This is a genomic window from Thiomonas sp. 13-64-67 (assembly GCF_002282795.1).
Classification (GTDB): domain Bacteria; phylum Pseudomonadota; class Gammaproteobacteria; order Burkholderiales; family Burkholderiaceae_C; genus Thiomonas; species Thiomonas arsenitoxydans.
The window spans coordinates 14,249-28,357 of record NZ_NCKP01000038.1 but is presented as its reverse complement, the minus strand read 5'-3'; the positions used below and the strand labels follow the sequence as shown (position 1 = coordinate 28,357).

At 66.5% G+C, this 14,109-nt stretch carries 14 protein-coding genes; 12 read left to right on the top strand and 2 right to left on the bottom strand.

Translation table 11 applies throughout. The features are described 5' to 3' along the window. The 10 genes from B7X30_RS10420 to B7X30_RS10375 form a co-directional block, all read left to right on the top strand. A partial coding sequence (locus B7X30_RS10420; RefSeq protein WP_286730489.1) for an ATP-binding protein occupies positions 1-2,025 on the top strand: 2,025 nt, incomplete at its 5' end. Further along, positions 2,022-2,972: a 2-hydroxyacid dehydrogenase gene (locus B7X30_RS10415; RefSeq protein WP_286730488.1), complete on the top strand. Its 951-nt coding sequence runs from the start codon at positions 2,022-2,024 to the stop codon at positions 2,970-2,972. The genes B7X30_RS10420 and B7X30_RS10415, both read left to right, overlap by 4 nt. Positions 2,973-2,985: 13 nt before the next feature. Continuing rightward, the gene (locus B7X30_RS10410) at positions 2,986-3,933 is read left to right on the top strand and encodes a hydroxymethylglutaryl-CoA lyase (protein WP_286730487.1); all 948 of its coding nucleotides are present in this window, start codon (positions 2,986-2,988) and stop codon (positions 3,931-3,933) included. An 11-nt stretch (positions 3,934-3,944) separates the two neighbouring features. Next, positions 3,945-4,457 (top strand): YbaK/EbsC family protein, encoded by a 513-nt coding sequence (locus B7X30_RS10405; protein WP_286730486.1) that lies wholly within the window; start codon positions 3,945-3,947, stop codon positions 4,455-4,457. Beyond that, a complete protein-coding gene (locus B7X30_RS10400; protein WP_286730485.1) occupies positions 4,454-4,672 on the top strand; it encodes a DUF1289 domain-containing protein in 219 nt (72 codons plus the stop codon). Before B7X30_RS10405 ends, B7X30_RS10400 begins: the two co-directional genes overlap by 4 nt. Before the next feature lie 296 nt (positions 4,673-4,968). Continuing rightward, on the top strand, positions 4,969-6,021 hold the full coding sequence (dusB, locus tag B7X30_RS10395; protein WP_286730484.1) for a tRNA dihydrouridine synthase DusB: 1,053 nt from the start codon (positions 4,969-4,971) through the stop codon (positions 6,019-6,021). 27 nt (positions 6,022-6,048) lie between these two features. Continuing rightward, positions 6,049-6,294, top strand: coding sequence for a helix-turn-helix domain-containing protein (locus B7X30_RS10390; protein WP_013107110.1), 246 nt, complete (start codon positions 6,049-6,051; stop codon positions 6,292-6,294). A 49-nt stretch (positions 6,295-6,343) separates the two neighbouring features. Beyond that, positions 6,344-7,894 carry a bifunctional phosphoribosylaminoimidazolecarboxamide formyltransferase/IMP cyclohydrolase gene (gene purH / locus B7X30_RS10385; protein WP_286730483.1) on the top strand — a complete coding sequence of 517 codons (1,551 nt, stop codon included), beginning with the start codon at positions 6,344-6,346 and terminating at the stop codon, positions 7,892-7,894. Between the two features lie 16 nt (positions 7,895-7,910). Next, positions 7,911-8,498 (top strand): crossover junction endodeoxyribonuclease RuvC, encoded by a 588-nt coding sequence (gene ruvC, locus B7X30_RS10380; protein ID WP_286730482.1) that lies wholly within the window; start codon positions 7,911-7,913, stop codon positions 8,496-8,498. Positions 8,499-8,600: 102 nt separating this feature from the next. Beyond that, on the top strand, positions 8,601-9,749 hold the full coding sequence (locus B7X30_RS10375; RefSeq protein ID WP_286730481.1) for a branched-chain amino acid ABC transporter substrate-binding protein: 1,149 nt from the start codon (positions 8,601-8,603) through the stop codon (positions 9,747-9,749). Positions 9,750-9,790: 41 nt separating this feature from the next. On the opposite strand, the gene B7X30_RS10370 is transcribed toward B7X30_RS10375, so the two are convergent. Beyond that, positions 9,791-10,774 carry an MBL fold metallo-hydrolase gene (locus B7X30_RS10370; RefSeq protein WP_286730480.1) on the bottom strand — a complete coding sequence of 328 codons (984 nt, stop codon included), beginning with the start codon at positions 10,772-10,774 and terminating at the stop codon, positions 9,791-9,793. Positions 10,775-10,885: 111 nt separating this feature from the next. Beyond that, a complete protein-coding gene (gene fabA / locus B7X30_RS10365; RefSeq protein WP_013107100.1) occupies positions 10,886-11,401 on the bottom strand; it encodes a bifunctional 3-hydroxydecanoyl-ACP dehydratase/trans-2-decenoyl-ACP isomerase in 516 nt (171 codons plus the stop codon). A 60-nt stretch (positions 11,402-11,461) separates the two neighbouring features. Between fabA and ruvA the strand changes: the two genes are divergently transcribed. Further along, positions 11,462-12,034: a Holliday junction branch migration protein RuvA gene (gene ruvA, locus B7X30_RS10360; protein WP_286730479.1), complete on the top strand. Its 573-nt coding sequence runs from the start codon at positions 11,462-11,464 to the stop codon at positions 12,032-12,034. Positions 12,035-12,267: 233 nt separating this feature from the next. Then, positions 12,268-14,016 carry a phospholipase C gene (locus tag B7X30_RS10355; RefSeq protein ID WP_286730478.1) on the top strand — a complete coding sequence of 583 codons (1,749 nt, stop codon included), beginning with the start codon at positions 12,268-12,270 and terminating at the stop codon, positions 14,014-14,016. Positions 14,017-14,109: the final 93 nt, after the last annotated feature.

The window sequence follows — 14,109 nt, the reverse complement described above, 5'->3', positions numbered from 1 at the left end:
ACCTGCCGTCGGCTGGGCATCCGTACCGTGGCGGTGTATTCCGAGGCCGATGCGCAGGCGGCGCATGTGGCGGCGTGCGACGAGGCGGTGTGCATCGGCCCGGCCGAGGCGGCGCAGAGCTATCTGCGGGGTGAGCGCATCCTGCAGGCGGCGCGCGACACCGGCGCGCAGGCCATCCATCCCGGCTATGGTTTTCTCAGCGAGAACGCAGGCTTCGCGCGGCAGTGCGCCGAGGCCGGGGTGGTGTTCATCGGCCCGCCGCCCGAGGCCATGCAGGCGATGGGGCTCAAGGCTGAGTCCAAACGGCTGATGCAAGCGGCGTCCGTGCCGTTGGTGCCCGGTTATCACGGTGCGGAGCAGGACGCGGCGTTGCTCAGGGCCGAAGCCGCGCGCATCGGTTTTCCGGTGTTGATCAAGGCGAGTGCGGGCGGTGGCGGCAAGGGCATGCGCGAGGTGCAGCGCGTCGAAGACTTTGATGCGGCGCTGGCCTCGTGTCGCCGTGAAGCGCAGAGCAGTTTCGGCAACGACGCGGTGCTCATCGAGCGATTGGTGCGCAACCCGCGCCACATCGAAATCCAGATCTTCGCGGACCAGCACGACCATGTGCTGTGGCTGTTCGAGCGCGACTGTTCGATGCAGCGGCGCCATCAGAAAGTCATCGAAGAAGCCCCGGCCCCCGGCCTGCCGGATGCCCTGCGCCGCGAGATGGGCGAGGCCGCCGTGGCCGCCGCCCGAGCCGTGGGTTATGTAGGTGCGGGCACGGTGGAGTTCATCGTCGAATGCAGCGAAGGCGGGGCGCCGCAGCGCTTCTACTTCATGGAGATGAACACGCGGCTGCAGGTCGAGCATCCCGTCACCGAGCTGATCACCGGCCTCGATTTGGTCGAGTGGCAATTGCGTGTGGCCGCAGGCGAACCGCTGCCCATCACGCAGGCCGAGGTGCGCTGCAGCGGGCATGCCATTGAGGCGCGGCTTTACGCCGAACATCCCGAGGCGGGTTTTCTGCCTTCCACCGGCCAGTTGCGGCGGCTGGCGTTGCCGCCGCATGTCGCCTTCGGTGCGGTGGGGGCAGAGGGCATTCGAGTCGATAGCGGGGTGTTCGAGGGCGACGCCATCACCCCGTTCTACGACCCCATGATCGCCAAGCTGATCGCCTGGGGCGAGACTCGCGAGCAGGCGCGCAGACGGCTGCGCCAAGCGCTGGCCGCCACCCGCATCGCCGGTTTGCAGACCAATGCGCAGTTTCTCCACCGCCTGCTGGGTGTTGCGGCGTTTGCCGGGGGCGTGCTCGACACGGGATTGATCGCCCGCGAGCACGAGGCGCTGCTCGCGCCGCCGTCCATTCCGCAGTCTTTGGCCTGTGCCGCTGCGATCGGCGCCATGCTCGAAGACGAGCGCGCGCAACAGAGCGCCGATCCTTGGTCGGCCTGGTCGCCATGGTCAATTTGCGACGGGTTTACCAACGGCGTGCTGCCGCCGCGCGTGTTTCGCTTCGACAGCCCGTGGGGTGTTTTGGCGTGCACGCTGCTTACGGCGACAGGCCAGCCCTTGCGCATCCAGACGCCGGGTTCGCCTCAGCCGCAGCCCTTCGCCTGCTCCGCGCATAGCACGCGGGTGAACGATGTCACGACGGAATTCGCCCTGGTTCTCACGCTGGGTGATGAGCGTGCACAGATGAGCGTGGTTCGGCTGGGCGAGACGTCTTTTCAGGTGTTCTCAGGCGGCGAACAGGTCACGCTGCAAGCGCTGGGCGCCGATCTGGGCAGCTCCGACGGGGGCTCGGCCGACGGCCGCCTGACCGCGCCCATGCCCGGCAGAATCATCGCCCTGCATGTGCAAGCGGGCGACACGGTGCAGGTCGGCGCCCCGCTGCTGGTGCTCGAAGCGATGAAAATGGAGCACACGCTCAGCGCCCCGTCGGCCGGGCAGGTGAGCGAGGTGCTTTACGCGGTGGGCGATCAGGTCAGCGAAGGCGTGGAGCTGCTGCGCATCGAGGCTTTGAAAACCGAGGGCTCGCCAGCATGAGGCTCGCGGTCTGGGACCCGGATGAGCCGTTTCGCCGCTGGCGCGACGCGCTGATGCAGCACGCCAAGGAAATCGGCCTGGCCATCGACGTGATCGACGCCCCGAGCGACCCGGACGCGCAGGCCGAGTTCGCCCTGGTCTGGCGGCCCGATGCCGATTGGCTCGCCGGGCAGATGGGGCTGCGCGCCGTGTTCAATCTGGGCGCGGGCGTGGATGCCATCGCCCCGGCGCTGCACCGCCTGCATCCCGGCGTGCCGCTCATCCGTCTGGAAGACGCGGGCATGGGACGCCAAATGGCCGACTACGTGGCCGAAGGCGTTTTGCATGCCTACCGCCGCATGACCGATTACGCGGCGCAGCAGGCCAAGGCCCGCTGGGAGCCGCTGCCCTTGCCGCCGCGCGCCAGTTTCAGCGTGGGCTTTCTCGGTCTGGGGCAGATGGGCGCGGCCGCCGCCCGGCGCGTGGCGGCGATGGACTTTCCCATTCTGGCCTGCAGCCGCAGCGGGCAGTCGCGCTTCGCAGCCGAGCTGGGCTGCGCGATCTACGCCCTGGACCGCCTCGATGAATTTCTGGCGCAGACCCGGGTGCTGGTGGTGTTGTTGCCGCTGACCGCAGACACCCGCGGCCTGCTCAATTACGCTGTTCTCAGCCGCTTGCCGCAGGGCGCGCATCTCATCAACGCCAGTCGGGGCGCGGTGATCGATCAGGCCGATCTGCTCGATCTGCTGCACGGCGGGCATCTGGCCAGCGCCCTGCTCGATGTGTTCGCCACCGAGCCCTTGCCCGCGGCCGATGCGCTGTGGAGCCATCCGCGGGTGCGCGTCACCCCACATGTGGCCGCGCAGACCCTGGTCGGGCCGTCCGCTGCGCAGGTGATGCGCAAAATTGCCGCCATCGAACGCGGCGAAAAACCGGGCGGCGTGGTGGATATGCGGCTGGGTTACTGAACGGGAGATTGCCATGTCCACTTTGAACCATTTGCCCAAATTCGTCGAAGTCGTTGAAGTCGGCCCGCGAGACGGCTTGCAAAACGAAGCCAACCCCGTTCCCGTTGCGGTGAAGGTCGATCTCATCGACCGCCTGTCCGCAGCCGGGCTGCCCAATGTCGAAGCCGCCGCCTTCGTCTCGCCCAAGTGGGTGCCGCAGATGGCGGGCAGCAGCGAGGTGATGGCGGGCATCCGCCGTCGTCCCGGCACCGTGTATTCCGCGCTGGTGCCGAACATGAAGGGCATGGAGGCGGCGCTGGCTGTCGGCGTGGACGAGGTGGTGGTGTTCAGCGCCGCGAGCGAGGCGTTCGCGCAGAAGAACATCAACTGCTCCATCGCCGAATCGATCGAGCGCTTCCGTCCCGTGGCCGAGGCTACCAAGAGCGCGGGGGTGAAGCTGCGCGGCAGCATCTCGGTGGCGCTGGGCTGCCCCTACCAGGGCGCGGTCGAGCCGTCAGCGGTGGCCGAAGTCGTGCGCCGCATGGCCGATCTGGGTTGCGACTGCATCGACATTGCCGACACCATCGGCGTGGGCACGCCCGGTGCGGTGCAGGCCGTGTTCGAGGCCAGCGCGGCGGCCTTCCCCATGGATAAGTTGGCTGGCCATTTCCACGACACCTATGGTCAGGCGCTGGCGAACATTCTTGCGGCGCTGCAGATGGGCGTCGCCAGCTTTCATTCCTCCGTCGCGGGTCTGGGCGGCTGCCCCTACGCCAAGGGCGCCACCGGCAATGTCGCCACCGAAGATGTGCTCTACCTGCTGCACGGCCTGGGCATCGACACCGGGGTGAACCTGCGCGCGGTGGTCGAGGCCGGCGACTTCATCACCCGCGCTATCAACCGACCGAACAACAGCCGCGCGGGCAAGGCGCTGCTCGCCAAATGGGCCGCCGAGCAAGGCGAACCCGCCTGCGCCGCCTGAGCCGCTTCATCATGCAAACAACGGCTATTTCTTCTCCTTCCTCTTCCCCTTCCGACTCCGTGCAGCGCGTGATCGACGCGCTCGCCGCCCTGGGCCATGCCGAACCGCCGGTGATGCTCGACGCCGCCGCCGGCACCGCGCAGCAGGCGGCCGACGCCCTCGGTGTGGCGCTGGGGCAGATCGCCAAGTCCATCGTGTTCCGGCATGTGGACAGCGACCGCGCTGTGCTGGTGGTCTGCGCCGGTGATCGCCGGGTGGACGAAAAGGCCGTGGCCGCGCAGGTCGGCAAGCTGGCTCGGGCCGATGCCGATTTCGTGCGCGCCGCCACCGGCTTCGCCATCGGCGGGGTCAGCCCGGTGGGCCACACCCAGCCGCCCATCGCCTTGGTGGACGCCAGCCTCTGGCGCTTCGACCGCGTCTGGGCGGCGGCGGGTCATCCGCATGCGGTCTTTCCTCTGCGGCCCAATGACCTGCCGCGTTGGCTGGGCGTTGCGCCGAGCGCTGTCACGCGGGCGCCGCAATGACGGTTCCCTCTCCTTGCATCAACGTCTGCACGCTGGACGCCGCTAGCGGACTCTGTCTGGGCTGCGCCCGCACCCTGCAGGAAATCAGCGACTGGTCCAATCTGGATGACGCGGGTAAGCGCGCCGTCTGGGCGCGCATCGCCGAACGGCGCTCGCAGGGGCTAGTCCCCGAGCAGCCCATCGCGCTCAAGCCGGGGCCTGTCAGCGCACGTTGAGAGCCCCCAGGGCCGGGCAATCCCCACCCCAACCCTCCCCACAAGTGGGGGAGGTCGGGAAGGGCATTCGAAGCGCCGCACAGCGCTGTTCTCACCTCCTCCACGCAGTGGGGGAGGCCGGGAGGGGGTTGCCCAACCCGCCCCCGTGGGGTGTCAAGGAAACTTGGGGCGGCCCTACGTTTTCTCATGAGCCGGTTCCGGGCTGGCGGCCCGCCGGATCGCCTAAAATCATCTGCTCAAAAAAACGGCAGCGCAGACGTTGCCCGCCTTCTGCTCGCACACTACCCGCCGCGCCCATGTCCAACCCCGTCGATCTCATCCCCTCCGCGCCCCCGACCGGGCTCGCGGGCGGCCTGCGTCTGGGGCGGCACCTGCTGCCCAACCGGGTGTTCGCTGCACCCATGGCCGGGGTGACCGACCGGCCCTATCGCCGTCTGGCGCGGCAACTCGGCGCGGGTTACTGTGTGAGCGAGATGGTGACCTCGCGCGCCGATCTGCGCGACACCCTCAAGACCTCACGCCGCGCCAATCACGACGGCGAAGCCGCGCCCATCGCGGTGCAAATCGTCGGCACCGACCCCGAGCAGATCGCCGAGGCCACTCGCTACAACCTGGAGCGCGGCGCCGACATCATCGATATCAATATGGGCTGCCCGGCGAAGAAGGTGTGCAACCGCTGGGCTGGCTCCGCCCTGATGCAGGACGAAGACCTCGCCGCGCGGTTGGTGGAGGCGGCGGTGGCGGCCGCCCGCCCGTTCGACGCCCCGGTCACGCTCAAAATGCGCGCCGGTTGGTGCGAAGCCGCGCGCAACGCGCCACGCATCGCCCGCAGGGCCGAAGCCGCAGGCGCCGCGATGCTGGTGGTGCACGGCCGCACCCGCGAGCAAGGTTATGGCGGCGAAGCCGAATACGCCACACTCGCCGAAGTGAAGCGCAGCGTGGGCATTCCGGTGGTGGCCAATGGCGACATCGACTCACCGCAAAAGGCCGCCGCCGTGCTGCGGCAAAGCGGCGCCGACGCGGTGATGATCGGCCGTGCCGCCATGGGTCGGCCCTGGCTGTTCGGCCAGGTCGCGGCCTATCTGGAGCGCGGCGTCCTGCTGCCCGACCCCGCGCCCGTGCAATGGCGCGACTGGCTGTTCGCCCACCTCGACGACCACTATGCGCTGTATGGCGAAGCCATCGGCGTGCGCACCGCGCGCAAGCATGTGGGCTGGTACGTTGCGGCCCTGCCCGAAGGTGAGACCTTCCGCCGTCACTTCAACACTCTGGGCAGCGCAGCCGAGCAACTCGCGGCGCTGCGCGGCTTCCTCGATTCGGGTTCCAGGGCCGCGCCGCTGGCGGCCTGAAACCGTCCCGTTCACTCGCATCCCGCTATGCCCGCCGTTCCCCGCAAAACCACGCTCGAACAATGTGTCGTCGATAGCCTCGAGGCCTATTTCAACGACCTCGGCGGCTCCGAGCCGCACGGCATTCATGCCATGGTGCTGGCCGCGGTGGAAAAACCGCTGCTGGCCACGGTGATGAAGCATGCCGAGGGCAATCAGTCGCTCGCGGCGCGCTGGCTCGACATCAACCGCAACACCCTGCGTAAGAAGCTTGCCGAACACAAGCTGCTCTGACCCATCCCGCCGCACCCGCCCCCGCTCATTTCCATTCACCGAGACTTCCATGCAAGCCCTGATTTCCGTTTCCGACAAAACCGGCGTGCTCGACTTCGCCCGCGATCTGCACGCCCTGGGCGTGCGCCTGCTGTCCACCGGCGGCACCGCCAAGATGCTGCAGGGCGCCGGTCTGCCGGTGACCGAGGTGGCCGATTACACCGGCTTTCCGGAAATGCTCGACGGCCGGGTGAAGACCCTGCATCCCAAGGTGCATGCCGGCCTGCTGGCGCGGCGCGACCTGCCCGAGCATGTGGCGCAGACCGACGCGCACGACCTCCCGGCGATCGACATCCTCTGCGTGAATCTCTACCCCTTCGAGGCCACCGTGGCCAAGCCGCACACGCTTGATGAAGCCATCGAAAACATCGACATCGGCGGCCCGGCCATGGTGCGTTCGGGCGCCAAGAACTATCACCATGTTGCCGTGCTCACCGACCCGGCCGACTATGCCGTGGTGGTGGCTGAGCTGCGCGCGGCGGGCCGGGTGAGCGACGCCACGCGCTTTCGCCTCTCGGTCGCGGCGTTCAATCGCATTGCGCAATACGACGCGGCCATTTCCAACTACCTGTCGGCGCTGCAGGACGACGGCACGCGTGCTTCCTTCCCCGGTCAGTTCAACCTGTCTTTCGTCAAGCAGCAAGATCTGCGCTACGGCGAGAACCCGCACCAGAACGCGGCGTTTTACGTCGAGCCGGGCGCGCGCGAGGCCAGCATCGCCACCGCCCGCCAGCTGCAGGGCAAGGAGCTCTCGTACAACAACATCGGCGACGCCGACGCCGCGCTGGAATGCGTGAAGCAGTTCGACACCGCGCCCGCCTGCGTCATCGTCAAGCACGCCAACCCTTGCGGCGTGGCCTACGGCACGTCCCTGCTGGACGCCTATGAGCGTGCCTACAAAACCGACCCCGAATCCTCCTTCGGCGGCATCATCGCTTTCAACGGCGAACTCGACGGCGCCACCGCGCAGGCCATCGTCGAGCGGCAGTTCGTCGAAGTCATCATCGCCCCGAAGGTGACGCAGGCCGCCATCGACATCTGCGCGGCCAAGAAGAACGTCCGCCTGCTTGAATGCGGCCAGTGGCCTGCGCAGCCCGGTGCGCGGCTGGACTACAAGCGCGTCAACGGCGGGCTGCTGGTGCAGGACGCCGACCTGCTGCTCTCGGGTGACATTCAGGTGGTGAGCCAGCGCCAGCCTTCGGCCGACGAAATGCGCGACCTGCTGTTCGCCTGGCGCGTGGCCAAGTTCGTCAAGTCCAACGCCATCGTTTACGCCAAGGACAACGCCACCATCGGCGTCGGTGCCGGACAGATGAGCCGGGTCAACTCCGCACGCATTGCCGCCATCAAGGCCGAGCACGCGGGTCTGCCGGTTCCCGGCTCGGTCATGGCCTCAGACGCCTTTTTCCCCTTCCGCGACGGCATCGACAACGCGGCGCAGGCCGGTATCAAAGCCGTCATCCAGCCCGGTGGCTCGATGCGCGACGCCGAAGTCATCCAAGCGGCCGACGAACACGGCATGGCCATGGTGCTCACCGGCATGCGGCATTTCCGGCATTGAGGCACGGCGCACCACCATGCGCATCCTCGGCATCGACCCCGGACTCAACACCACGGGCTACGGCGTGATCGATGCCCATGGCCAACGTCTGGGCTATCAGGCCAGCGGCGCCATTCGTATCCCGAAGGGCACGCTGCCCGAGCGTCTGAAGACGCTGTTCGACGGCGTGAGCGAGGTGGCGCGGCAGGCCGGCGCCGAGGTCGCGGTGGTGGAGATCGTGTTCGTCAACGTCAACCCGCAGTCCACCCTGCTGCTGGGGCAGGCGCGCGGCGCGGCCATTGCCGCGCTGGTGGCGCAAGGGTTGCCGGTGGTCGAGTACACCGCGCTGCAGCTGAAAAAATCCATCGTTGGCTACGGCCGCGCCAGCAAGTCGCAGATTCAGGAGATGGTGATGCGGCTGCTGGCCTTGCCCGGCCAGCCCGGCCCGGACGCCGCCGACGCGCTCGGGCTGGCGATCTGCCACGCGCATGCGCAGCGCGGTCTGGCGGCGCTGCATCGGGCGTCTTCTCCTGCGAATGTGGGCACGGCGGACGTGGCCAGTGGCAAGCTCAGCGCGGCGCAACTGCGCGGCATGCAGGTGCGCGGGGGGCGGCTGATCGGGTGACGCCGTTGGGGGTGCGGATGCATCTGCTTACAGGCCGCGCGCGGTTTTTGCTTGATGATCCGGGTTCGTTGTTTTCAAGCCGGATCTCTCAAGGAGAACCTCATGACTTCATCGTTGCGATTGACTGGTATGTCTTTGGCGCTGTCTGCCGGTCTGGGGCTGTCGGCCCATGCGGCCGAGCCGCGCGTGGTGCTTGGCGTTGCCGTGCCGCTGTCTGGCCCCTTGGCCGCCAGTGGGCAGGATGCAGTCAACGGAGTGCAAATGGCGCTGAACCAGCTCAATGCCGAGCATGCCCGGATTGGCGGCAAGACGGTGCGCTGGGCGATGGACGTCGAAGATGACCAGGGCCTGCCCACTCAAGCCACACTGGTGGCGCAGAAGCTGGTGGATGAGGGCGTGAGCGGCGTCATCGGCCATCAGACCTCGGGCTGCACCTATCCGGCCGCGCGCATTTACGCCCGGGCGGGGATTCCGCAGATCACGCCATCTTCCACCTCGCCGAAGATCGCCGAGCAGGGCTACAAGACCTTCTTTCGCCTGATCGCCAACGACAACGCCCTGGGCACCGGGCTGGCCGAGTATGCCCACGACGCCCTTCACGTGCAGCGCGTGGCGGTGGTGGACGACCGTACCGCCTACGGCCAAGGACTGGCCGATGTGTTCTCGGCCAAGGCGAAGAAGCTCGGCATGGACGTGGTGGACCGTGAGTACACCGATGACAAAGCCACCGATTTCTCCGCCATCCTCACCCGCATCAAAGCCGACCATCCGCAGGTGATCTTCTACGGCGGCATGTACAGCCAAGCCGGACCGCTGGTGCGGCAGATGCGCCAGATCGGCATCACCGCGCGGCTGATGGGCGGCGACGGCATCTGCGCGCCCATCATGGCCAAGGTGGCGGGCGATGCGGTCAACGGCACGATCTGCGCCCAGGGCGGCGCGCCGCTCTCTGAGCTGCCCAAGGGCCAGGCCTGGAAGGCACGCTACGACGCCGAGTTCGGCGCGGCCGCCTTCCAGCTCTATTCACCCAACGCCTTTGATGCAGCCATGGTGCTGGCCCATGCGATGATGAAAGCCGGGTCGAGCGACCCGAAGGTCTATCTGCCCTACATCCGCCACATCGACTACGACGGCGTGACCGACAGCGACATTCACTTCACCGACAGGGGCGAACTCGCCGATCCCAGCATCACCCTGTCGGAGTTCGAGCACGGTGTGAAAGTGCCGCTGGCAGTGGAGCAGGTGAAGTAGAGAGGAGTAGGGGAGTGGGGCGGCCCGCGAAGAAAAAGCGCTCAGACTTTTTGTTCCGCCTCCAGATAGGCGAGGCTGATGTACTTGCCAATGTTGTTGTCCCACCCGGCCGTCTCCTTGGCCTTGGACGCCACGCGCGGATCGGCCTTGGCGGCGGCGATGGCGGCTTCGGGGCCGGCCTCGCGCTGCCAGACCATCACGGCCTGTCCCGCATGGCCGTGACCGGGCAGCCAGTTGCTGCCGGGGATGTTCTGCGCCAGCTTGTCCATGTAGTTGAGCGAGCCGGGGTAGGAGCCGTCGTCCATATTGGCGATGCGCCGGTTCATCATCACGTCGCCCACGTAGGTGAGCTTGTCCTGCACGACTTCGAGGCAGACGTCCGACGGCGTGTGCGCGGTGCCGTAATGGTGCGCGCGCAGGGTGACGTCGCCGAAGTCGAACACGTCGCCGTGCTTCACGTCGCGGTTGGGGGCGACGATGCGGGTGCCCGCGCTGGACTGGTTGGTCCACTTGAGCATGGCCTGCTGCCACTCGGTGCCGGTTGCGCCCAGAATCTGCTCGCGGGTCTGCGGCATGGCGTAGATCGGCAGGTCTTGCCCGTAAGCACTCACGAAAGCATCGTTGCCTAGCCAGTGATCGCCGTGATAGTGCGAATTGAACACCGCGACCACCGGCTTGTCGCTCACCTTGGGCAACTGCCGGATGACCATCTCGCCGATCTGCACCGAGGCGCCAGAGTCGAGGATGACCACGCCCTTGGCCGTCTTGACCGCGGTGATATTGCTCATCATGCCCTGATTGCTCTCGGTGGGAAAGCCATCGGCGGCGTAGATCACATAGACGTGATCAGAAATTTGGGTGAACGGCACATCGGGCACCTTGGGGCCACGGATGAAGTCCACCGCGTCAGCGGCGAAGGCGGCGAGGTGCGGCGCGGCGGCGCCAGCGGCGGCCAGCCCGGCCGCACTCAAGCCCCAGCCCATCAGGCGGCGGCGCTGAAGATCGGGGAGGGTTGAAGGGCGCATGATGCAGTCTCTATAACAATTGGATACATCTGGACTGTATCGTTGTTTGCGCGCGCCCGCCTCTAGGGACACTACCCATCCGGGGTTGCACTCACCGGGTGCAGCCCGGGTTCAGAACCCTTCGGTGGAGGTGAACAGCCCGACGCGCAGGTCCTTGGCGGTATAGATTTCGCGACCATCGACCAGCATGGCGCCGTCGCCGATGCCCATGACCAGGCGGCTGTTGATCACCCGCTTGAGGTCGATGCGGTACTGCACCAGTTTCGCGGTGGGCAGCACCTGACCGGTGAACTTCACTTCGCCCACACCCAGCGCGCGACCGCGGCCCAGACCGCCCATCCAGCCGAGGTAAAAACCGACGAGCTGCCACATCGCGTCAAGCCCCAGACAGCCGGGCATCACCGGATCGCCCTGAAAGTGCACGCCGAAAAACCACAGGTCGGGATGAATGTCGAGTTCGGCCTCGATCACGCCCTTGCCGTAGGTGCCGCCTTCGCTGGCGATGCGGGTGATGCGGTCCATCATCAGCATTTCGCGCAAAGGGAGCTGCGCATTGCCGGGGCCGAACAGGCGGCCCTCGCCGCAGGTGATGAGGTCTTCTTTGCTGTAGGAGGAAGGTCGGGTCATGGAGTGTCGTCGCAGAACAATCCGCGAATGTTAGCGGTTGCGGCTGCTACAGTTTCGCCCATGATCGGACGACTGCACGGCACCCTGCTCGACAAATCCCCCCCGCAGATTCTGCTCGACGTGGGCGGCGTGGGCTATGAGGTGGACGTGCCGATGAGCACGCTGTACGACCTTCCCGCGGTAGGGCACGCCGTCACCCTGCTCATTCACACCGTTATCCGCGAAGACGCGCATCTGCTCTACGGCTTTGCTACTGCGGGGGAGCGCTCCACGTTTCGTGATCTGCTCAAAATCAGCGGCATCGGCCCGCGCATTGCGCTGGCCGTGCTCTCCGGGCTGAGCGTGAGCGAGATCGCTCAAGCCGTCACGCAGCAGGACGCCGTTCGCTTTACCCGCGTGCCGGGCATCGGCAAAAAGACCGCCGAACGCCTGCTGCTCGAACTCAAGGGCAAGCTCGGCGCCGATCTGGGCGGGGCCGCAACGGCCGCCGCGGGCAGCGCCTCCGATGTGCTGCAGGCCCTCATCGCGCTGGGCTATTCCGAGCGCGAGGCAGCGGCCGCCGCCAAAGCGCTGCCGGAAGGCTGCAGTGTGGACGACGGCATCCGCCAGGCGCTGAAAAGCCTCGCGCGCTGAACTTACCTCACGCCCAGATTTGGGCGCGGCTAAGGCGGAAACCGAACGCCTGCAGTTTGTCTGGTTGCGACAAACCGTTATCCATCCGTATGTTTTGAAACTAGTTGTTGCCCTGAGCAGCTTGGTCACGGAAGCGACATTTGCGCTCTCAAGAATCACGGTCGTTGCGTGAAGCACGGGCTGCGATCAGCCCCCACGCGATCCATCGTTCACACTCTTCAGGGAGTTTCACCATGTTGCGCAAAACCCTCTTGGCCTCGGCGGTTGCCGTGGCTGCCGTCACGCTGGCCGCCTGCGGCGGCGGTTCCAATTCTGTCGCGGCCTCGCCCACCGTGCCCGGCACCAGCTACACCGCGGCCCGCGCGCTCGCGACGGCCACGCCGATCAAGCATGTGGTCGTGCTGTATCAGGAAAACGTGTCGTTCGACCACTACTACGCCACCTATCCCACGGCCACCAACCCGGCGGGCGAACCGGCGTTCACCGCCAAGGCGGGCACGCCTGCGGTCAACAATCTGGTCAGCGCCAATCTGCTGAGCAACAACCCCAACTTCACCAACACCACCAACGGCGCCGATGCCGCCGAGCCCTACCGTCTCGACCGTACCCAGGCCGCCACCGCCGACCAAAACCACGCCTACACCGCCGAGCAACAGGCTTATGACGGCGGCAAGGCCGACCTGTTCCCGAAATACACCGGCGCGGCGACGACGGGCGGCGTGGGCGCCTTCGGTACCAAGGGCCAGGTCATGGGCTACTACGACGGCAACACCGTCACCGCGCTGTGGAACTACGCGCAGAACTTCGCCCTGAGCGATGACGCTTATACCGACACCTACGGCCCGTCCACCCCGGGCGCGCTCGAAGCGGTGAGCGGCCAGACCAACGGCGTGCAACTGGTGGCGACCACGGACCAACCTTTCACCCTGAGCAAGTATTCGTACTACATCAGTGACGGGCAGGGCGGCTACGGCTTGATCAACGATGTCGATCCGGCCTATGACATCTGTTCCAGCCCAACGAATCAAGTCTCGATGTCGGGCAAGAACATCGGCGATCTGCTCAACGGTAAGAACATTTCCTGGGGCGGTTTCATGGGCGGGTTCAACCTTGGCGCGACCAACCCCAACGGCACGACGGGCTGCAAGCGCAGCACCTTCTCACCAGTCGTCAATTCCACTGTGGGCGACTATATCCAGCACCACAACTGGTTCCAGTACTACAAGAGCACGGCCAACCCCACGCACGCCCGCCCGAGCTCGACCCTGGCCATCGGTCACACCCTGGAGACCGACAACAAGACTGCCGATCCGGCCAACCACGAATATGGCCTGCAGGACTTCTTTGCCGCAGTGAAGGCCGGCAATATGCCCGCTGTGGCCTATCTCAAGGCACCGGCCTTCGAAGATGGTCACGCCGGCTATTCCGACCCGCTGGACGAACAGGCCTTCGTGTCGCAGGTCGTCAACTTCCTGGAGCAGCAGCCGCAGTGGAGCAGCACCGCAGTGATCGTCACCTGGGACGATTCCGATGGCTGGTATGACCATGCGTTTGCCAACACCACCAATCCCTCGTTCGACAGCCAGGCCGACCAGCTCAATGGGGCGGGCGTGTGCGGCAAGGGCACGCCGCTCAGTGGTGTGAACGGCAAGCCGGTTAATGGCCGCTGCGGTCCGGGCACGCGTATTCCTTTCCTGGTGATCTCGCCCTGGGCCAAGACTAACTATGTGAGCAACACGCCCATCAGCCAGGCGTCCATCGTGCGGTTCATCGAGGACAACTGGCTCGGCGGCCAGCGCCTGGGCGGTGGGTCGTTCGACGCCACGGCGGGCTCGATCAACAACCTGTTCGACTTCACCAAGTCGGTGGGCAGCGCGCCCAAGGTGTTCATCGATCCGGCGCAGGGCACGGTGCTGAGCGCCCCGCCTGCGGGCAGCTTGACGCCGCAGTTCAACGTCTCGCTGTTCACCAAGCAAAGCTGATCGACTCAATCCCGCTGGTACCCCGCAGACCGCCCCGTTTGGGGCGGTCTTTTCCGCGGGTTTCGTCCGCCACGAGACCCGCGGAAAAGACTG